Origin of the sequence: Streptomyces sp. NPDC002130 (assembly GCF_040296465.1) — a bacterium.
In the GTDB taxonomy this organism is placed as follows: Bacteria; Actinomycetota; Actinomycetes; order Streptomycetales; family Streptomycetaceae; genus Streptomyces.
In genome coordinates this window covers 1-19,289 of the sequence record NZ_JBEOXI010000073.1, presented here as the reverse complement: position 1 = coordinate 19,289, position 19,289 = coordinate 1, and the positions used below count along the sequence as shown (strand labels likewise).

Annotated in this window: 16 protein-coding genes and 1 pseudogene; 4 read left to right on the top strand and 13 right to left on the bottom strand. The window is 70.5% G+C overall.

The genetic code is table 11. The features are described 5' to 3' along the window. Positions 1–4: 4 nt before the first annotated feature. The 5 genes from ABT116_RS16515 to ABT116_RS16495 all read right to left on the bottom strand — a co-directional run bounded on the left by ABT116_RS16515 (position 5) and on the right by ABT116_RS16495 (position 5,340). On the bottom strand, positions 5–982 hold the full coding sequence (locus tag ABT116_RS16515) for a helix-turn-helix transcriptional regulator (protein WP_351633433.1): 978 nt from the start codon (positions 980–982) through the stop codon (positions 5–7). Positions 983–1,111: 129 nt separating this feature from the next. Beyond that, complete coding sequence (locus ABT116_RS16510; RefSeq protein ID WP_010045336.1) at positions 1,112–1,483, bottom strand: FKBP-type peptidyl-prolyl cis-trans isomerase; 372 nt, start codon at positions 1,481–1,483, stop codon at positions 1,112–1,114. Positions 1,484–1,539: 56 nt separating this feature from the next. Next, on the bottom strand, positions 1,540–2,520 hold the full coding sequence (locus ABT116_RS16505; protein WP_351633428.1) for an FKBP-type peptidyl-prolyl cis-trans isomerase: 981 nt from the start codon (positions 2,518–2,520) through the stop codon (positions 1,540–1,542). 189 nt (positions 2,521–2,709) lie between these two features. Then, positions 2,710–4,071 (bottom strand): Pup--protein ligase, encoded by a 1,362-nt coding sequence (gene pafA, locus ABT116_RS16500; RefSeq protein ID WP_104778656.1) that lies wholly within the window; start codon positions 4,069–4,071, stop codon positions 2,710–2,712. Between the two features lie 9 nt (positions 4,072–4,080). Next, positions 4,081–5,340 carry an MFS transporter gene (locus ABT116_RS16495; RefSeq protein ID WP_351633424.1) on the bottom strand — a complete coding sequence of 420 codons (1,260 nt, stop codon included), beginning with the start codon at positions 5,338–5,340 and terminating at the stop codon, positions 4,081–4,083. Between the two features lie 46 nt (positions 5,341–5,386). Between ABT116_RS16495 and ABT116_RS16490 the strand changes: the two genes are divergently transcribed. Beyond that, positions 5,387–6,439, top strand: coding sequence for a LacI family DNA-binding transcriptional regulator (locus tag ABT116_RS16490; RefSeq protein ID WP_351633422.1), 1,053 nt, complete (start codon positions 5,387–5,389; stop codon positions 6,437–6,439). A gap of 351 nt (positions 6,440–6,790) precedes the next feature. On the opposite strand, the gene prcA is transcribed toward ABT116_RS16490, so the two are convergent. From prcA to arc, 5 genes are all read right to left on the bottom strand, one after another. Beyond that, complete coding sequence (prcA, locus tag ABT116_RS16485; RefSeq protein WP_351633419.1) at positions 6,791–7,534, bottom strand: proteasome subunit alpha; 744 nt, start codon at positions 7,532–7,534, stop codon at positions 6,791–6,793. A gap of 67 nt (positions 7,535–7,601) precedes the next feature. After that, positions 7,602–8,447: a proteasome subunit beta gene (gene prcB / locus ABT116_RS16480; protein ID WP_351633416.1), complete on the bottom strand. Its 846-nt coding sequence runs from the start codon at positions 8,445–8,447 to the stop codon at positions 7,602–7,604. A gap of 337 nt (positions 8,448–8,784) precedes the next feature. Beyond that, positions 8,785–9,003 (bottom strand): ubiquitin-like protein Pup, encoded by a 219-nt coding sequence (locus tag ABT116_RS16475; protein WP_019757212.1) that lies wholly within the window; start codon positions 9,001–9,003, stop codon positions 8,785–8,787. A 178-nt stretch (positions 9,004–9,181) separates the two neighbouring features. Then, a complete protein-coding gene (gene dop / locus ABT116_RS16470) occupies positions 9,182–10,693 on the bottom strand; it encodes a depupylase/deamidase Dop (protein WP_344517937.1) in 1,512 nt (503 codons plus the stop codon). Positions 10,694–10,927: 234 nt separating this feature from the next. Then, the gene (gene arc, locus ABT116_RS16465) at positions 10,928–12,694 is read right to left on the bottom strand and encodes a proteasome ATPase (protein ID WP_351633412.1); all 1,767 of its coding nucleotides are present in this window, start codon (positions 12,692–12,694) and stop codon (positions 10,928–10,930) included. Between the two features lie 245 nt (positions 12,695–12,939). On the opposite strand from arc, the gene ABT116_RS16460 reads away from it, so the two are divergent. After that, the gene (locus ABT116_RS16460; RefSeq protein WP_351633409.1) at positions 12,940–13,245 is read left to right on the top strand and encodes a ferredoxin; all 306 of its coding nucleotides are present in this window, start codon (positions 12,940–12,942) and stop codon (positions 13,243–13,245) included. A gap of 59 nt (positions 13,246–13,304) precedes the next feature. On the opposite strand, the gene ABT116_RS16455 is transcribed toward ABT116_RS16460, so the two are convergent. The 3 genes from ABT116_RS16455 to ABT116_RS16445 form a co-directional block, all read right to left on the bottom strand. Then, a complete protein-coding gene (locus ABT116_RS16455) occupies positions 13,305–13,883 on the bottom strand; it encodes a hypothetical protein (protein ID WP_351633407.1) in 579 nt (192 codons plus the stop codon). A gap of 318 nt (positions 13,884–14,201) precedes the next feature. After that, positions 14,202–15,104, bottom strand: coding sequence for a tRNA (adenine-N1)-methyltransferase (locus ABT116_RS16450; protein ID WP_033311897.1), 903 nt, complete (start codon positions 15,102–15,104; stop codon positions 14,202–14,204). Between the two features lie 39 nt (positions 15,105–15,143). Then, entirely contained in the window at positions 15,144–16,970 is a 1,827-nt protein-coding gene (locus ABT116_RS16445) for a site-2 protease family protein (protein WP_502983877.1), read from the bottom strand. A 515-nt stretch (positions 16,971–17,485) separates the two neighbouring features. Between ABT116_RS16445 and ABT116_RS16440 the strand changes: the two are divergent. Both ABT116_RS16440 and ABT116_RS16435 read left to right on the top strand, forming a co-directional pair. Next, positions 17,486–18,569, top strand: a pseudogene (locus tag ABT116_RS16440) (RecB family exonuclease). A gap of 14 nt (positions 18,570–18,583) precedes the next feature. Continuing rightward, the coding region (locus tag ABT116_RS16435; protein WP_351633399.1) for a response regulator at positions 18,584–19,289 on the top strand (706 nt) is incomplete at its 3' end.

The window sequence follows — 19,289 nt, the reverse complement described above, 5'->3', positions numbered from 1 at the left end:
CCCCTCAGCCCTTGGCCACGGCCCGCAGCCGGTCCACCACGTCGGCCCGCAGCTCGGCGGGCTCCAGGACGACCACGTCCGGCCCGAACTCCACCAGCCAGGCGTCCAGCCCGTGACCGTACGGAATCTCCAACTCGTCCCAGCCGTCGCCGAGTTCCCGGACGGAGGTGGCCTTCGCCCGAAGGGGGTACCCCGCCCCCGCGCGCAGCCGGATCCGCGCCGAACGGTCGGCGACCTCCCCGGCCCAGCTCGCGACGGTCTCCCGGACGGTGACGACGTCCGGCACCTCGGCGGTGTAGCGGCCGCCGCGCGAGCGGACCTTGCCGGTGATCCGGGACAGCCGGAAGACCCGCTCGGCGCCCCGGTCGCGGTCCCAGCCCGCCAGGTACCAGTGGCCCCGCCAGCACTCCAGCGCCCACGGCTCCACGTGCCGCTGCTCGGGGTGGGCGGCGGTGGCCTTGCGGTAGTCGAAGGCGACGGGCCTGCGGTCCCGGCAGGCCAGCATCAGCGGCTCGAACGCGGCCTCGTGCACGGGGATGCGCGGCTCCAGCGCGCCGTGCGACCCGTAGGGGTCGACGTCCTCGGGGAGCCCGGCCGCGCGCAGCTTCTGCAGGGCGCCGCTGGCCGCTCCGGCGAGCCGGGCCTGCTGCCACACCTTGGCGGCCAGCCCGAGGGCGGCGGCCTCCTCGGCGTCCAGGGTGATGGGCGGGAGGCGGTTGCTGTCCCGGCGGGCCATGTAGCCGATCTCGCCGTCGAGGCTCTCGACGGTCTCGATGACCAGCCCCAGTTCGCGCAGGTCGTCCTTGTCGCGCTCGAACATGCGGTTGAAGGAATCGTCGGAGCCTGTCGTGCCGTTGCCCGGCCCGAAGGCCTCGACGTAGGCCTCGATGGAGTCGCGCAGCTCACGCTTGCTGAGCGGGCGCCGCGTCCCGAGCAGACACAGCGCCAGATTCATCAGCCGCTCTGCCTTGGCAATGGCCATCGACGCGCTTCGCCTCCCTATGGTGCTTACGAGCGATGACCGTACCGCCACACGGTGGCACGGCAAAAGCCGAGGGCCCATGCCCGAACAGGCATGGGCCCCACATGATCGAGTCTGTCCGGAGCTTGCTCAGACTCCGAGCAGGTCGACCACGAAGATCAGCGTCTCACCGGGCTTGATCAGAGGGGACGGGCTCTGGTTGCCGTAGGCGAGGTGGGCGGGGATGGTCAGCTGGCGGCGGCCGCCGACCTTCATGCCCTGCACGCCCTGGTCCCAGCCCTTGATGACCCGGCCGCCGCCCAGCGGGAAGCGGAACGGAGTGCCGCGGTTCCAGCTGGCGTCGAACTCCTCGCCGGTGCTGAAGGAGACACCCACGTAGTGCACGGTGACGGTCTGGCCGGCCTGCGCGACCGGGCCGTCGCCCTCCCAGATGTCCTTGATCTCGAGGTCCGCCGGGGGCTCGCCGCCCGGGAAGTCGATCTCGGGCTTGTCGATGCTCACTTCATCTCTCCTTGTTACGTGACCTGCGTCGGGAACAGTCTCACAGACCGGCCTGGTCAGACCGTGCCGAGGATGTCCACCGTGAAGACCAGGGTGTTCTTGGACAGCTCGCTCTGCGGGCTGGCGCCGTAGCCGAGCGAGGGCGGGATCACCAGCAGCACCCGGTCGCCCACGTGCTTGCCGACGAGGCCCTTGTCCCAGCCTGCCACCACGGAGCCGTTGCCGATCTGGAAGGCGGTGGCGCCGCCGTGGTCCCAGGAGGAGTCGAACTTCTTGCCGTCCTCCCACTTGACCCCGGTGTACTGGGCGATGAGGCCCTGGCCGGCCTCGACCTTCTTGCCGTCGCCCTTGATCAGCACCTGTTCCTTGAGGTCCTTGGGAGCCTTTTCGCCCTTGGGGACGGTGATGACCGCGGCCTTCTGCGACGGCGACTTCACCTCGGGCATGCCCGGCTCGGAGGGCGCCTGCTCGCCCTTGGCCTCGGCCTTGGCGTCGACGCTCGCGGCTCCGACCGGGTCGACCACCCAGATCAGCACGTCCTTCGCGGAGATCCCGGAGGACGTGTTCAGGCTCTGGCCGATCAGATCACCCGCGGTGCCCTGCACCAGGACACGGCTGCCCGGCTTCTTGCCCTTCACCGCGTCGAGGACCTTCTCGGGGAGCTGCTGGCTCGGCTTGCCGATCTGCTCGATGGACTGGCGCCGGGGCCCCTTGTCACCCGTCGATCCCGCCGCCCAGGTGCCGCCGAGCTCCTGGCCACCGCCCCACTTCTCGACGGTCCAGTCCAGGCGGACGAAGTCCGAGCCCTTGATCGGGGTTCCGGTGCCCGCCGAGAGCGTCTTGACCACGGTCTTGTCGGACGGCTTGCCGTCCTTGGGCACGGAGATCTCGGGCTTCGCCCCGACTTTCCCCTTGACCTCGGCGACGCCTCCCGCCGCATCGCCGTTGTTTCCGTCGTCCGACCCGCACGCGGCGGTGAACAACAGGGCGGGAACGGCCAGCAGCGCGGCCACGAGTCGTTTCGTGTTGTAGTTCATCAGTCCAACTGGGATCGGAGGTGGGGGGCAATGCCCGCCACTCTACGGCGTAGCCGCTCCGCACTCCCCACACCGCGCGACACGACGCCGTCCCCGGCCGCTCCCGCACGGGCGGAGCCGATGGAAAAGCCGGTACCCGAAGGCGCGAAAACCTTCGGGTACCGGCTTCTCGGACGGGCCGGATCCGGCTCACATTCCGGCGATCAGCTTTTCCACCCGGTCGTCCACGGAACGGAACGGGTCCTTGCACAGCACGGTCCGCTGAGCCTGGTCGTTGAGCTTCAGGTGGACCCAGTCGACCGTGAAGTCACGGCGCTGTTCCTGGGCCCGCCGGATGAAGTCCCCGCGCAGCCGGGCGCGTGTGGTCTGCGGCGGGACGGACTTGCCCTCGAAGATCTTCAGGTCGTTGCAGATACGGGCCGCCTGACCCTTCTTCTCGAGCAGGTAGTACAGCCCACGACGGCGGTGGATGTCGTGGTAGGCGAGGTCTATCTGCGCGACCCTCGGGTGCGACATGGTCATGTTGTGCTTGGCGCGGTACCGCTCGATGAGCTTGTACTTCATGACCCAGTCGATCTCGGTGCCGATGCGGTCGAGGTCCTCGGACTCGATCGCGTCCAGGGTGCGGCCCCACAGCTCCAGGACCTGCTCGACGGTGCCGGTGCGGATGCCCCGGCGCTCGCAGAAGTCCAGGGCCTTCTCGTAGTACTCGCGCTGCACCTCCAGGGCGGAGGCCTCGCGTCCGCTGGCCAGGCGCACCTTGCGCCGGCCGGTGATGTCGTGGCTGACCTCGCGGATCGCCCGGATCGGGTTCTCCAGGGTGAGGTCCCGCATCACCGTGCCCGCCTCGATCATGCGCAGCACCAGGTCGGTGGCACCGACCTTGAGCAGCATGGTCGTCTCGGACATGTTGGAGTCGCCCACGATGACGTGCAGGCGGCGGTAGCGCTCGGCGTCCGCGTGCGGCTCGTCACGCGTGTTGATGATGGGCCGGGATCGGGTCGTCGCCGAGGAGACGCCCTCCCAGATGTGCTCGGCGCGCTGGCTGACGCAGTACACGGCGCCGCGCGGTGTCTGCAGCACCTTGCCCGCACCGCACAGCAGCTGGCGGGTGACCAGGAACGGAATGAGAATGTCCGCGAGTCGCGAGAACTCCCCGTGCCGGGCTACCAGATAGTTCTCGTGGCAGCCGTAGGAGTTGCCCGCCGAGTCGGTGTTGTTCTTGAAGAGGTAGACGTCGCCCGCGATTCCCTCCTCGTGCAGGCGTCGTTCGGCGTCCACCAGGAGTCCTTCGAGAATGCGCTCGCCCGCTTTGTCGTGGGTGACCAGTTCGGTCACGTTGTCGCATTCCGGTGTCGCGTATTCCGGATGCGATCCCACGTCGAGATAGAGGCGGGCGCCGTTTCGCAGAAAGACGTTACTGCTTCGGCCCCATGACACGACACGGCGGAAGAGGTACCGCGCCACCTCGTCAGGAGACAGGCGGCGCTGTCCCCTGAACGTGCACGTGACGCCGTACTCGTTCTCCAGCCCGAAAATGCGGCGGTCCATGAGGGAACATTACGCCCGATCCCCTGAACTGAAACGGGGTTCGACGGCACGGTTCGGATCATTTTCCGAACCGGCCGCAACAACCGCTCCCCGGCCGGGAGCTGCGACTACCCGTCCTGTGGCGGTCAAAACCAGCAGGGACACGCCGCCTGCGACGGCCGGCACGGCGAAGCCCCACAAGGCCCCGCCCACCTCGACGACGGGCCCCGCGACGCCCGTTCCGACCGAGTGGCCCACGGTGAACGTCGTCACCAGCCAGGAGAACGCCTCGGTGACCGTGCCGCGCGGGGCGTGCCGGTCGACGAGGACGAACGCACAGGCGATGGCGGGTGCGAGGAAGACCCCGGCGAGCGCGGTCAGCGCGACCATGGCAACCGCGTCCGGCATCAGCATCAGCGGCAGATAACACACGACCAGAAGCGCCACCAGCGCCCGCAGTCGCCGCGCGGGCTCACCGGCCCACTGCCGGGCGCCGTACACGGTGCCGCCGACCAGCGCGCCGAAGCCCAGGGCCGCCATCAGCCAGCCGTACACGGCGTCCCCGCCGTGGTCGTCCGCGTAGGGCACGGAGGCGACGGTGATGGATCCGAGGGCCATGCCGATGAACAGGAAGGCCGCCAGCAGCGCGAGCAGTCCGGGCGAGCGCAGCGCGCCGAGCCAGTGCGCCTCGCGCGGCGCGGACCGCCAGGCGCGCGAAGGCTCCGACAACACGACGGACAGCGCCCCCAGCACCCCGACCACGTTCAGCACGAGCAGCGCGGCCTGGGCCGACCACAGGGACACGCACAGCGTCACGAGCAGCGGCCCGACGGTGAACATCACCTCCTGGGCCACGGCGTCCATGGCGTACGCCGTGTGCACCTGGTCCTCCCGGCGCAGCACGGACGGCCACAGCGCGCGCAGCCCGCCCTCCAGGGGCGGCGTGAAGAGCCCGGCACCGGCTACGGCGGCGTAGGCGAGCGGCAGCGACCCGATGCCCGAGAAGGCGAAGACGGCCATCGCCAGCCCGGACAGCACGGCCGCCGGCAGCTGCACACGCGGCTGCCCGCGCAGGTCGACGATCCTGCCCAGCACGGGCTGGCCCACGGCATTGGCGACGCCGTAGACGGCAGCCAGGGCCCCGGCCAGGGTGTACGTCCCGCCCTCCGCCCGGACGAACAGCACGATCGCGATGGCGGCCGTCGCATTGGGCAGCCTGCCCACCAGCGTGCCGACGAGCAGCCGGGTGGCATGTCGCGCCCGGAGGATCTCCAGATATCCCGTGGCCATGTCCCACCCCTAGGTTTTACGTATAACGCCGGAGTCCATACGTACCATGGCCGCTGTTCGCGGGTCCAGACGAAGGAGCAGGCCGACGGTGGTACGAGGCAGCACACGCCCCACGAGCCGGGACGTCGCCCAGGCCGCCGGAGTCTCCCAGGCGGCCGTGTCCCTGGTCCTCGGCGACAAATGGCGCGGCCGGGTCTCCGAGACCACAGCGGAGCGCGTCCGGGAGGCCGCCCGCGACCTCGGCTACCGCCCGAACCTGGCCGCCCGCAACCTGCGCCTGGGACGCACCCGCACGGTCCTCCTGGTCGTCCCGGCCCTCACCACGGAGTTCTTCGCCGGCGTCTACACGGGCGCCGCCCGCGTCGCCGCCGAGCACGGCTTCGGCGTGGTCCTCTACCCCTCCCCCGAGGGCATCGGGCCCGCCCGCGACCCTTTCGCCTCCGCGCAGTCCGCGCTGGACGGCGTGATCGCCTCCTCCATGGCCGCGGACGCCCTGACCACCATCCGTGGCGAGGCGCTGCCGTTGGTGATGCTGGACAGCGACCCGGAGGGCAGCCTCGGGGCGGCGACGGTGAACCTGGACATCACCGACGGCATCCGCCAGGCCACGGCCCACCTGCTCTCCCTGGGCCACCGCCGCTTCCTCCACCTGGCGGCGGACGTCCCGTCCTGGACCTTCGAGATCCGCGCCCGGGAACTGGCCGCACGACTGGACGAGGTGCCGGGCACATCGCTGCGCACAGCCCGCTCCCCGATCTCCATCGCGGGAGCCGTGACGGCCGCCGAAGCCGCCCTCTCGGCCCCCGGCGCTCGCCCCACCGCAGTGATCTGCGACGACGACCAGCTCGCGGCCGGCACCTACAAAGCAGCCCGCCGTCTGGGGCTGCGCATCCCGGACGACCTGTCGGTCACGGGCGTCGACGACCTGGCCCTCGCCACGGCCATGGACCCGGAGCTGACGACGGTCCACCTGAACGCGGAGCTGTTCGGGGAGCGGGGTATGGGGGCCCTCCTAGCGGTCCTGGAGGGCGGCGAGCCCGAGAGCGGGGACATCCCGGTCCAGCTGGTGGTACGGAGCTCTACGGCACCGCCTCGCTAGCCGTGCGGGGCGTTGCCGCAGGGGCCGGGGGGGTCCGCAACCCGGCGGAGCGGGGTGCCGCTGCGCCCACCCGTGCCGCCCCAGGCGGCACGCATGCCCGCAGCCAAGGCGAGACGCGCCCGCACCCGCGTATGGCGAGAAGGGGACGTGTCGGGGGGTGTCCGCCCGCAGCGGTTGGCGCGTCGACGCCAGTCAGTCGGTAACAGGCTCCATCGCGCCGTTCCGAGGACGGACACCCCCCGGCGCTGCCCCGACCCACCACCGGCACAACGCGAAGCGGACGCGCACCCGCACACGGCGACGCGCCCCGGCCGCAGAACCGCCGGCCAGGGCGCGTCACACACGTCAGAACTACTCGGCGTCGTCCTCCGACGCCGCCTCCTGCGCGGCGTCTGCGTCCGCGCCCAGCAGCCGCGACAGCTGCCGCCCGCTGATCCGCCTGAACTTGCGCTTCTGCGGGCGCGTGCGGTCCAGCACCGCGACCTCCAGCCGCTCCGCGGGGATCTCCCGCTCGCTGCCGTTGGTGTCGCGGGACAGCGCCTGCACCGCCAGCTTCAGCGCTTCCGCGAGGGTCATGCCCTCCTGGTGGCGCTGGTCCAGATAGCTGCTGATCTGCTCGGCGTTGCCGCCCACCGCGACCGAGCCGTGCTCGTCCACGATGGAGCCGTCGTGCGGCAGCCGGTAGATCTGGTCGCCCTCGGGCGTCTCCCCGACCTCGGCGACGACCAGCTCCACCTCGTAGGGCTTCTCGGCGGCGCTGGAAAAGATCGTGCCCAGCGTCTGCGCGTACACGTTCGCCAGGCCCCGGGCCGTCACGTCGTCCCGGTCGTAGGTGTAACCCCGCAGGTCGGCGTAGCGCACGCCGCCAATCCGCAGGTTCTCGTACTCGTTGTACTTGCCGGCGGCCGCGAAGCCGATCCGGTCGTAGATCTCGCTGAACTTGTGCAGCGCACGGGACGGGTTCTCGCCGACGAACACGATGCCGTCGGCGAACTGCAGCACGACGAGGCTGCGACCACGGGCGATGCCCTTGCGGGCGTATTCCGCCCGGTCGGCCATGGCCTGCTGGGGTGAGACATAGAACGGCGTCGACACCGGTTATCCGTCCCTCTCTTGAAGATTCCGTCGGTTCACTGGACCACCTTCACGAAGACGATCGCCGCTACAGCAGCGCGGCCCGCGGCCCGTCGGGCTGCTCCAGCCGCCGCTCCAGGACCGAGCGCGCGATCTCGGACGCCTCGCTCTCGGTGAGCCGGCGGAAGCCGTCGTCGGTGATCACGGTGACGATGGGATAGATCCGGCGGGCGACATCGGGACCGCCGGTCGCCGAGTCGTCGTCTGCCGCGTCGTAGAGCGCCTGGACCACGAGCGTGGTGGCCTCGGCCTCGCTGAGGTCGTCCCGGAAGAGCTTCTTCATCGCACCGCGCGCGAAGATCGACCCGGAACCGGTGGCCGCGTAGTTGTGCTCCTCGGAGCGGCCGCCGGTGACGTCGTAGGAGAAGATGCGGCCCTTGCCGCGGTCCACGTCGTACCCGGCGAACAGCGGCACCACGGCCAGGCCCTGCATGGCCATGCCGAGGTTGGAGCGGATCATCGTCGACAGGCGGTTCGCCTTGCCCTCCAGGGACAGCTGCGCGCCCTCGACCTTCTCGAAGTGCTCCAGCTCCAGCTGGAACAGCTTCACCATCTCCACGGCCAGGCCCGCCGTGCCGGCGATGCCCACCGCCGAGTACTCGTCGGCCGGGAAGACCTTCTCGATGTCCCGCTGCGCGATGACGTTGCCCATGGTGGCCCGCCGGTCACCGGCGAGGACCACACCGCCGGGGAACGTCACGGCGACGATCGTCGTGCCGTGCGGTGCCTCGATCACGCCCTGGGTGGGAGGCAGCTGCCGGTTGCCGGGCAGGATCTCCGGCTGGTGTTCGGACAGGAAGTCCATGAAGGAGGAAGACCCTGGCGTCAGGAAGGCAGCTGGTAGACGCCCGGTGCTACGAGTGTTGGCTTCCACGCGATTCCTTCCACGTATGCGACAGCCCGCCCTGTGACGTCGGGCCGATCCTTGGAACAACCCCGGTCCGGTTGCCACCGGGGGCTCGGTATGCCTCGGACCCTACCCGTCCTTCGGCGGTGATCCACATGCCCGGCGGGACCAACTCCGCCGGAGCGACGCCGCACTTGCCGGCCGCGCACACGGGCGACCGACGGGCTCCGGGACCCACCGACGCCCGGAGCGCCGCACTCCGGGGCATCACGTCCTACGGTGTGCCCCGCGCGCAGCGCTCCGCGCTTCGGCCGGTCCCTCGCTCACGCACTCCGTTTACCTTCGAAACGAAGGTTCAGGGGCCTTACTGGCCACCCTTTTGAACGAAGGACCGCACGAAGTCCTCTGCGTTCTCCTCGAGTACGTCGTCGATCTCGTCCAGAACCGAGTCCACGTCGTCGCTCAGCTTCTCCTGACGCTCCTTGAGGTCCTCGGAAGCCTGCGTCTCCGCCGCCTGCTCCTCGACCTCCTCGGTGGACCGGGTGGCCTTCTGCTGTCCGCCGCCGGTGTCCTTGGTCGCCATATCCCTCACCCCGCTCGGTTCGCCCGACACAGTTGCTCGGTCAAGATCAGACCCTACTCGCCGGGTCTGACAATGGCCCCGCAGTTGCTCCAACGTACGGGGACCACCTCGATGATTCCCGGACCAGGGCTTTTCCACCCTGTCCGGCCGGTTCCCGACGAGTACCCGCTCAACGCGTTCACCCGCCGGACAGGACCCTGACCAGGTCTTCCGCGGTGCGGCAGCGGTCCAGGAGCTCCTTGACGTGATTACGCGTTCCGCGAAGCGGTTCCAGGGTTGGGACGCGCTGCAGCGAGTCCCGGCCCGGCAGGTCGAAGATCACCGAGTCCCAGGAGGCCGCCGCGACGTCGTCCGCGTACTGCTCCAGGCAGCGACCGCGGAAGTAGGCCCGGGTGTCCTCAGGCGGCACCGTACGGGCCCGCTCCACGTCCGCGTCGGTCAACAGCCGCTTCATGCGCCCGCGGGCCACCAGACGGTTGTACAGGCCCTTCTCGGGCCGTACGTCGGCGTACTGCAGGTCGACCAGGTGCAGCCGCGCCGCGTCCCAGTCGAGGTTGTCCCGGCGCCGGTAGCCCTCCATCAGCTCCCGCTTGGCGACCCAGTCCAGCTCTCCGGCCAGACTCATCGGGTCGTGCTCCAGACGGGTGAGGGTGTCCTCCCAGCGCGACAGGACGTCCTTGGTCTGGTCGTCGGCGTCGGCCCCGAACCGCTCCTCCACGTACTTGCGCGCCAGCTCGTAGTACTCCATCTGCAACTGGACCGCCGTGAGCGTACGGCCGCTGCGGAGCGTGACCAGGCGCTTCAGTGACGGGTCGTGCGAGACCTGGTGGAGCGTGCGGACGGGCTGGTCGACGGCCAGGTCGACGGCGATGAAACCGTCCTCGATCATCGACAGCACCAGCGAGGTCGTGCCCAGCTTGAGGTAGGTCGAGATCTCCGACAGGTTCGCGTCGCCGATGATCACGTGCAGGCGCCGGTACTTCTCGGCGTCCGCGTGCGGCTCGTCGCGGGTGTTGATGATCGGGCGCTTGAGCGTCGTCTCGAGGCCGACCTCGACCTCGAAGTAGTCGGCTCGCTGGCTGAGCTGGAAGCCGTGCTCGTGCCCGTCCTGGCCGATGCCGACGCGGCCCGCTCCGGCGAAGACCTGACGGGAGACGAAGAACGGCGTCAGGTGGCGCACGATGTCCGAGAAGGGGGTTTCCCGCTTCATCAGGTAGTTCTCGTGCGTGCCGTAGGACGCGCCCTTGTTGTCGGTGTTGTTCTTGTACAGGTGGATCGGCTGGGCACCGGGCAGCTGCGCGGCCCGTTCCGCCGCCTCCGCCATGATCCGCTCGCCGGCCTTGTCCCAGAGGACGGCGTCCCGGGGGTTGGTCACCTCCGGGGAGCTGTACTCGGGGTGTGCGTGGTCGACGTAGAGCCGTGCACCGTTGGTGAGGATCACGTTGGCCAGGCCGATGTCCTCGTCGGTGAGCTGGCTGGAGTCGGCGGCCTCGCGGGCGAGGTCGAAGCCTCGCGCGTCCCGCAGCGGGTTCTCCTCCTCGAAGTCCCAGCGAGCCCGGCGGGCCCGGTGCATCGCCGCCGCGTAGGCGTTCACGATCTGGGACGAGGTGAGCATGGCATTGGCGTTGGGGTGGCCGGGGACGGAGATCCCGTACTCCGTCTCGATGCCCATTACTCGCCGTACGGTCATGCGGCCCTCCTTGCCCGGCGGCACCCTCGGTCGTGGGCGCCACTCAGATACCGCTGGCGCTCGGTTGCGTGTGCGGTGCCCGTCCCCGCACTGCGCGACTCGGCGGTACGCAAGAGCCTAGAACGCCTTTGCGCTGGTGGGGAGATCATTTGCGTCATTGCGTTGCTCCAGCCGTGGCCCGAAAAACAGTCGGCTGCGGGTACCCGCCGAGGGCACCCGCAGCCGCCCTGCCTTTTACAGGTACTGACCGGTATTCGCCACCGTGTCGATGGAGCGTCCGGTGTCCGCGCCCTGCTTTCCGGTGATGAGCGTACGGATGTACACGATCCGCTCGCCCTTCTTTCCGGAGATCCGGGCCCAGTCGTCCGGGTTGGTGGTGTTCGGCAGGTCCTCGTTCTCCTTGAACTCGTCCACGCAGGCCTGGAGGAGGTGGGAGACGCGGAGGCCCTTCTGGTTCTTCTCGAGGAAGTCCTTGATCGCCATCTTCTTGGCACGGCCCACGATGTTCTCGATCATGGCGCCGGAGTTGAAGTCCTTGAAGTAGAGGACTTCCTTGTCACCGTTGGCGTAGGTGACCTCCAGGAAGCGGTTCTCCTCGGATTCGGTGTACATGTGTTCCACCGCCGTCTGGATCATGCTCTGGACGGTGGTGGCCTTGCTGCCGCCGTGCTCCCCGAGGTCGTCGGAGTGCAGCGGGAGGCGCTCGGTGAGGTACTTGCCGAAGATGTCCTTCGCCGCCTCGGCGTCGGGACGCTCGATCTTGATCTTCACGTCCAGACGGCCGGGCCGCAGGATGGCGGGGTCGATCATGTCCTCACGGTTGGAGGCACCGATCACGACCACGTTCTGCAGGCCCTCGACACCGTCGATCTCGGCGAGCAGCTGCGGGACGATGGTGTTCTCCACGTCCGAGCTGACGCCGGAGCCACGGGTGCGGAACAGGGACTCCATCTCGTCGAAGAAGACGATGACGGGGGTGCCCTCGCTGGCCTTCTCACGAGCACGCTGGAAGACCAGGCGGATCTGCCGCTCGGTCTCGCCGACGTATTTGTTCAGGAGCTCGGGGCCCTTGATGTTGAGGAAGAAGCTCTTGCCGGCGGCCTGGCCGGTGACCTCGGCGACCTTCTTGGCCAGCGAGTTGGCGACGGCCTTGGCGATGAGCGTCTTACCGCATCCGGGAGGCCCGTAGAGCAGGACGCCCTTGGGCGGGCGCAGCTCGTGTTCCTTGAACAGGTCCGGGTAGAGGTACGGCAGCTCGACCGCGTCGCGGATGGCCTCGATCTGGCCACCAAGACCGCCGATCTGCTCGTAGCCGATGTCGGGGACTTCCTCGAGGACGAGTTCCTCGACCTCGCTCTTGGGGACGACCTCGTAGACGTAGCCGGAGCGGGGCTCCAGGAGCAGGGCGTCGCCGGGGCGGATGGTGACGTCCAGCAGCGGCTCGGCGAGCCGCACCACCCGCTCCTCGTCGGTGTGCCCGAGCACCAGGGCCCGCTCGCCGTCCTCGAGGATCTCCTTGAGGGTGACGATGTCACCGACGCGCTCGAACTCCATGGCCTCGACCACGTTGAGCGCCTCGTTGAGCATCAGTTCCTGGCCGCGCCGGAGCTCGTCGAGCTCGACGCTGGGGCTGACGTTCACCCTGAGCTTGCGGCCGCCGGTGAAGATGTCGGCGGTGCCGTCCTCGTTCGCCGTCAGGAAGACACCGAAGCCGGCCGGCGGCTGCGCGAGCCGGTCGACCTCCTCCTTGAGGGCCACGATCTGGTCACGGGCCTCACGGAGCGTGTTGGCGAGTCGCTCGTTCTGCGCGGACACGCCGGCCAGATTGGTCTGCAGCTCGACGATCCGCTCTTCGAGAATCCTCGTGTGTCGCGGAGAGTCGGCGAGCTTGCGTCGCAGGACGGCGATCTCCTGCTCAAGGTAGGCAATCTGCCCGGCCGGGTCGTCGGACCCGCGTCCCGGGCGGATGCCGCGGTTCATGTCGTCGTCGTGGGCTGCCACGGTCCTCACCTCCTCCAAGGGGAGCTGGACGCTTCCAGACCCTACCTGGGCGGGTGTCGATTGAAACCCCTAGATCACAAAGACGGTCGGGGTGTGTCCGATCTTCACCCTTGCGCTCTCCCTCACGCCAGGGGAATACCCAGCGAACATGATTGGAACCCAGGCGAAGGTAGGGTCGAACTGTTCAACACCCGCCGGAGCTGGCCGGATTCCCGACCCGGCTCGGCGGAGAAACGGCAGGAGAGATGAGCGTGCAGCAGGTGGCCGGGGCGGAAGGCGAGGAGCTGGAGGTCTGGATCGACCAGGACCTGTGTACCGGCGACGGCATCTGCGCCCAGTACGCGCCCGAGGTGTTCGAGCTGGACATCGACGGTCTGGCCTATGTGAAGAGCGCCGACGACGAGTTGCTCCAGGACAAGGGAGCGACAACGCCCGTTCCGCTGCCGCTTCTCACGGACGTGATCGACTCCGCGAAGGAGTGTCCGGGCGAGTGCATCCACGTACGTCGGGTTTCGGACAGCGCCGAGGTCTACGGTCCGGACGCGGAGTGACTGCTTCTCCACGTTCCGTCACTCCTGTCTGATATCTCACACGCGCTGTCGCGCATGTCTCACACGCTGCGGGCTCCGGCCGGCGTCGAGCGGACGAACGAGCCGCCCTGCCAACGCCATTTCGCGTCGCTCTTCACGTCGGGGCAGCAACGCGGCACGTCGGCCGACGAGTAGCCGAGGAGCGTGGCCGTCACGGCGCCGTCGCGCACGGCGAAGTCGGTGACGGTGGTGCCGTCCTCGGGGTCGAGCAGGGTGGCCACGACACGTGGTTTGCCACCGTCGGCGTCGCGCGTCAGGACGTACACGCCGTCCGGCGGGGTGCCCATCGGGGAGTCGCAGTGGACCACGGCCACCGTCTCGGGCCGGCCGTCGCCGTCGAGGTCCCCGGAAGCCCGTTTCTTCACCACGGCCTTCACCGGGCCGCACTCGATCGGGAAGGCCACCGCGGCCGGGTCGGGCGGAGTCAGGTGCGCCGGAGCGGTCTTGGTCTCGGGGGCGGCCGGCGGGGCCGCCGTCGCCGCGCCGGGCTGCAGGATCGAGGAGAAGGCCACGACGCCGGCGACGGCCGTCGCGGTGGCGAGCCAGTGGATGGGGCGGGTGTGGGTGTGGGCGAGCTCCGGGACGGCGGAAGACTGCACTAGGAGGGTCTCCTGAGGCTGTGCCGGTGGGGTGGCCAGCATGGTGCCACACGTCACACCGTGAGGGAACGGCGGGGTGTGCACGTCCCGTGCCGGGGAAGTCAGAAGGGTTACGGTTCCTGCCGCTGTGTCAGCGGGCCGGTGCGGGCAGGGCCCGTGGTGGGGCGGGACCTGCCCGCTGCGGCCTGCGCGGCAGGTCAACGGCGTTCCGGCGGGGTTCACCCGGGGCGGCAACGCAAGGGCGCCGTGGCGGAGTTCCGGTACGGGTCCGGGAACTCCGGCACGGCGCCGGTGCGTTGGATGCGGTGAGGGGCTGACTCAGCGGCCGGAGCCGCCGTCGGCGTTGGGGCCCGCGTAGTCCTCGCCGTAGGCGCCCTTGGCGGGGCGGCGGCGGCGCATGGGCGGCTCGACGCCGTCGGCGAGGCGGCGGGCGGTGAGCAGGAAGCCGGTGTGACCGATCATGCGGTGGTCCGGGCGGACGGCCAGGCCCTCGATGTGCCAGTTGCGGATCATCGACTCCCAGGCGCTCGGCTCGTTGAAGCAGCCGATCTCGCGGATGGACTCGACGGTGCGGGCGAGCTGGGTGGTGGTCGCCACGTAGCAGCACAGGATCCCGCCGGGGACGAGCGCCTTGGAGACGGCCTCCAGGCACTCCCAGGGGGCGAGCATGTCGAGGATGACGCGGTCGACGTCGGCGTCGGACAGGTTGTCCTGGAGGTCGCCGACGGTGAGCTGCCAGGCGGGGTGCGGGCCGCCGAAGTAGCGCTCCACGTTCGCCTGGGCGATCTCGGCGAAGTCGGCGCGGCGCTCGTAGCTGTGCAGCATGCCCTGGTCGCCGATGGCCCGCAGCAGGAAGCTGCTGAGCGAGCCGGAGCCGACGCCCGCCTCCACGACGCGCGCGCCGGGGAAGATGTCGGCGAAGGCGAGGATCTGCCCCGCGTCCTTGGGGTAGACCACGGCGGCGCCGCGGGGCATGGACAGGACGTAGTCGGGGAGCAGGGGGCGCAGCGCGAGGTAGGCGACGTTCCCCGTGGTGCGGACAACGCTGCCCTCGGGAGCGCCGATCAGTTCGTCGTGGGGGAAGGAACCCTTGTGGGTGTGGAAGTTCTTCCCGGCCTCGAGCGTGAACGTGTAGTGGCGGCCCTTGGGGTCGGTCAGCTGAACCTGGTCCCCGACCTTGAAGGGCCCGCGCCTGCGGGCGGCACCGGTCGGTTCGGACATGTGACCAGCCTACCGGTCCCGGGAGGGGGCTCCGACCACTCAGCTGGGCCTCGCCATCGCCTTCACGAAGGCCCGTTCCACGTCGGCCGCCGACAGCACGCCGTAGATCTCGCCCGTCTCCTCCACGACCAGGTACTCGGTCGCCGGGGTCGCCCGGAGCGCGTCCAGGAGTTCCTCGCCCGACAGTTCCGCCGAGACGCGCATGCCGTCGGTGAGGTCCTGGGCGAGGCCGCTGACGGCGACCCAGGGGCGGCGGTGTTCGGGCACGCCGACGATGGCGGCCTCGCGGACGAGGGAGAGGGGCTGGCCGTCGGCGTCGACGACGACCAGGGCTCGGGCCCCGGCTGCGTTGGCGCGGCGCAGGGCCTCCGAGAGCGGGGTGTCGGTCTCGACGGGGACCGCGCGGCGGGTGAGGGCCCGGGCGCGCAGTTCGGGGAGGTGCTCGCGCAGGCGGGCCATGCGCAGGCTGTTGCCGGCGCCGGTCCAGATGATCGCGGCGAGGATGGCGGCGAGCAGGGCGTCGAGGACGGTGTCCATGCCGACGTTGTCGACGGCGTCGGTGCCGAGGGCGCCGGACTGGGTCAGCAGCGGCAGCCCGATGAGGACGGAGACGGCGAGGGCGCGGCCGACCCAGGCGGCGGCGATGGTGCCCGTCATCGGCTTGCCGGTGATCTTCCAGACCACGGCCCGGAGCATACGGCCGCCGTCGAGGGGCAGGCCGGGCAGGAGGTTGAACGCGGCCACGATGAGGTTGGAGATCATCAGGCCGGCGAGCAGAACACCCGGGACGGTGCCGGGTTCCACGGCCAGCAGGGCGGCGTAGAAGACGCCGGCGAGGACCAGGGAGAGCAGGGGCCCGACGAAGGCCAGCACGAACTCACGGCCGGGGGTCTCGGCCTCCTTCTCGATCTCGGAGACGCCGCCGAAGAACTGGAGCTGGATGCGGCGGACCGGGAGTTTGAAGCGGAGGGCGGCGACCGTGTGGGCCAGTTCGTGGACGAGCACGGAGGCGTAGAAGGCGACCGCGAAGAAGAGGGAGACCAGGTAGCGGGCGGCGCCGAGCTCGGGCAGCACGCGCTCCAGCTGGCCGCCGAACACCCAGGTGATCAGCGCGGCGACGAGGAACCAGCTCGGCGCGACGTACACGGGCACTCCGAAGGGCCGCCCCATGAGCAGCCCACCCCGGGGTTCCGGCCGCTGTGGGGCGGGGCCCTTGCCGTCGGCTGAGTGCGCGAGGGGGCGGTCGCGGTGGTGGTGCGAGTGGCCGGGATCGGGGGCCGGGCCCGAGGGCTGCCGAGCGTCCGGATCGCCGGAGCCCGGTGCCGGGGCCGGGTCCTTGTGCAGGTGATCCGCCTCCGGCCGACCGCCGGAAGCTGCCGGGTGCGGACCGCTGGCGTGGGCGCGGTCGGGGTGGGTGTCGCCCTCCGGCGAACCGCCTCGATCGTCCTCGGCGCGGGACTGTGCCGCGGGCGATGCGTCGGCGCCGACGTCGGCCGGAGTCGTGTGCGGGCCGTAGGCGTGGGCGCGGTCGGGGTGGGTGTCGCCCGTGTGTGGACGGCTTGCGTCGCGTTCGGCAGGGGTGGGGGCAGTGGCGCCCGGAGACCGCGGGTCCGGCGACGGGTCGGCGGTGGGTGCCTGGTCCGCTGCCGAGTCGTCCTCGGGGCCGTCCGACGCGGTCGGCCGCGTCGCCGGTGTGTCGGCCGGAGAGACGCCGACGGGCGTCGCCGGATCGGTCGGCTTCGGCGCCGCAGAGGGCTGATACGGCGCCGCAGGGGTCTGCTCCGGCGCCGGAGTGGTCGGCTTCGGCTCCGCAGTGGGCTGGTCCGACGCCACAGTGGGCTGCTCCGGGGACGGAGTGGTCGGCATCGGCGCCGCGGTGGGCTGCTCCGGGGCCGCAGTGGGCTGGTCCGACGCCACAGTGGGCTGCTCCGGGGCCGCAGTGGTCGGCATCGGCGCCGCGGTGGGCTGCTCCGGGGACGGAGTGGTCGGCATCGGCTCCGCAGAGGTCGGCGTCGGCGCCACAGCGGGCTGATCCGGCGCCGGCGTGGGCTGCTCGGGGGTCAGGCGGTGCTGGATCGTGGGCTGTTCGTCGGTGGGGATCGGGTCGGTGGCCCGGCCCGGACGCCCCGCGTGGCGCTCGGCCGACTCGTCGTTGCCGGACCGCGGCCGCCCGCGCCCGCCGCTCTCGTCCACCGGTGTCCCCTCGATCGAAGCGTCTCCCGCGCCTGCCGGACGGGAGGGTCTCGAGTCGATGGTATGCGTCCGTCGTGGTGCGTTTCGCCCCGGCACCCCTGTGTTTCCCGTACGTCGACCTCCTCTCCCGGCTTCCCCCACGCACCACGGCCGGGTCACTGTCAGTGGCGGGCCGTAAGGTCTGGGGCATGGAGACGAGCACCGAGGGCGCTGCGCAGCCCGACAGCAGCCCGGCCGCGGCGGTGGATCCGCCGGTCCCGGCCGGGCCCGCGGAGACGGCAGTGGAGACGGCGGCAGAGGCACAGACGGAGGCCGAGGCCCAGCCGGTGGCGGAGGCGGCGGCCGAGACCGCCGCCGTGAGTGCCCTCGTGACCGGGTCCGCCGCCATACCGCCCGCCTCGCTGTCCCCCTCGCGTGCGAGTGACTTCATGCAGTGCCCGCTGCTCTACCGCTTCCGGGTGATCGACCGGCTGCCGGAGAAGCCGAGCGAGGCCGCGACCCGGGGCACCCTGGTGCACGCGGTCCTGGAGCGGCTCTTCGACGCTCCGGCGGCCGAGCGCACGGCGCCCCGGGCGAAGTCGCTGATCCCTGGCCAGTGGGACCGGCTGCGGGAGACGCGACCGGAGGTCGTGGAGCTGTTCGCCGACGACCCCGAGGGCGAGCGGCTGGCGCGTTGGCTGGGCGAGGCGGAGCAGCTCGTCGAGCGCTGGTTCACGCTGGAGGACCCCAGCCGTCTGGAGCCGGCCGAGCGGGAGCTGTTCGTCGAGGCCGAGCTGGAGTCCGGGCTGCGGCTGCGCGGCATCATCGACCGGGTCGACGTCGCGCCCACGGGCGAGGTCCGGATCGTCGACTACAAGACGGGGAAGGCACCCAGGCCGGAGTACTCCGAGGGCGCCCTGTTCCAGATGAAGTTCTACGCCCTGGTGGTGTGGCGGCTGAAGAACGTGGTCCCCCGACGGCTCCAGCTGGTCTACCTCGGCAGCGGCCAGGTGCTGACGTACGACCCGGTCCTCGCCGACCTGGAGCGGGTGGAGCGCAAGCTGCTGGCGTTGTGGGAGGCGATCCGGCTCGCCACCGAGACGGGCGACTGGCGGCCGCGCCCCACGAAGTTGTGCGGCTGGTGCGACCACCAGGCGCACTGCCCGGAGTTCGGGGGCACTCCCCCGCCGTATCCGCTGCCCGTGCGCGCGGCAGAGCTTCCGGTGCAGCCCGTCGCCGGTGAGGGCGGCTGAGTCCGGCGGGCCCGCGCAGGGCAGAATGGGGCCGGACTAGCGAAGGAGACTTACGTGGCCATCCGCGTCCTACTGGTCGACGACCAGCCGCTGCTCCGTACCGGCTTCCGGATGATCCTGGAGGCCGAGCAGGACCTCGCGGTCGTCGGGGAGGCCGGTGACGGACTGCAGGCACTCGACCAGGTGCGTGCGCTACAGCCCGATGTGGTTCTGATGGACATCCGCATGCCGCGGATGGACGGTGTGGAGGCGACCCGGCAGATCACCGGGCCCGGGCGGGACGGCCCGGCGAAGGTGCTGGTGCTGACCACCTTCGACCTCGATGAGTACGTGGTGGAGGCGCTGCGCGCCGGTGCCAGCGGGTTCCTGCTCAAGGACGCGCCCGCCAACGAACTGGTGCAGGCCATCCGGGTCGTCGCCGCGGGCGAGGCCATGCTCGCGCCGAGCATCACGCGCCGGCTGCTCGACAAGTACGCCACGCATCTGCCGTCGGGGGACGAGCCGGTGCCGGACGTGCTGCACACCCTCACCGACCGGGAGGTCGAGGTGCTGAAGCTGGTGGCGCGCGGGCTGTCCAACGCGGAGATCGCCGCCGACCTGTTCGTCAGCGAGACCACGGTCAAGACGCACGTCGGGCATGTGCTGACCAAACTTGGCCTGCGCGACCGGGTGCCCGGGCGGGGCGGATCGGCCCATGTGCACGAGCAGTTGGGCGAGGGCGGCAAGGTGCGGGTGCGCGGGCCCCGGAACAACTTCCGGC

What these genes read in the sequence shown, in the direction of transcription:
- ABT116_RS16515 (WP_351633433.1), bottom strand. Translation starts at nt 982, where the DNA reads ATGGCCATTGCCAAGGCAGAGCGGCTGATGAATCTGGCGCTGTGTCTG.
- ABT116_RS16505 (WP_351633428.1), bottom strand. Translation starts at nt 2,520, where the DNA reads ATGAACTACAACACGAAACGACTCGTGGCCGCGCTGCTGGCCGTTCCC.
- pafA (WP_104778656.1), bottom strand. Translation starts at nt 4,071, where the DNA reads ATGGACCGCCGCATTTTCGGGCTGGAGAACGAGTACGGCGTCACGTGC.
- ABT116_RS16495 (WP_351633424.1), bottom strand. Translation starts at nt 5,340, where the DNA reads ATGGCCACGGGATATCTGGAGATCCTCCGGGCGCGACATGCCACCCGG.
- ABT116_RS16490 (WP_351633422.1), top strand. Translation starts at nt 5,387, where the DNA reads ATGGCCGCTGTTCGCGGGTCCAGACGAAGGAGCAGGCCGACGGTGGTA.
- ABT116_RS16475 (WP_019757212.1), bottom strand. Translation starts at nt 9,003, where the DNA reads ATGGCGACCAAGGACACCGGCGGCGGACAGCAGAAGGCCACCCGGTCC.
- dop (WP_344517937.1), bottom strand. Translation starts at nt 10,693, where the DNA reads ATGACCGTACGGCGAGTAATGGGCATCGAGACGGAGTACGGGATCTCC.
- ABT116_RS16460 (WP_351633409.1), top strand. Translation starts at nt 12,940, where the DNA reads ATGAGCGTGCAGCAGGTGGCCGGGGCGGAAGGCGAGGAGCTGGAGGTC.
- ABT116_RS16450 (WP_033311897.1), bottom strand. Translation starts at nt 15,104, where the DNA reads ATGTCCGAACCGACCGGTGCCGCCCGCAGGCGCGGGCCCTTCAAGGTC.
- ABT116_RS16445 (WP_502983877.1), bottom strand. Translation starts at nt 16,970, where the DNA reads ATGCCGACCACTCCGTCCCCGGAGCAGCCCACTGTGGCGTCGGACCAG.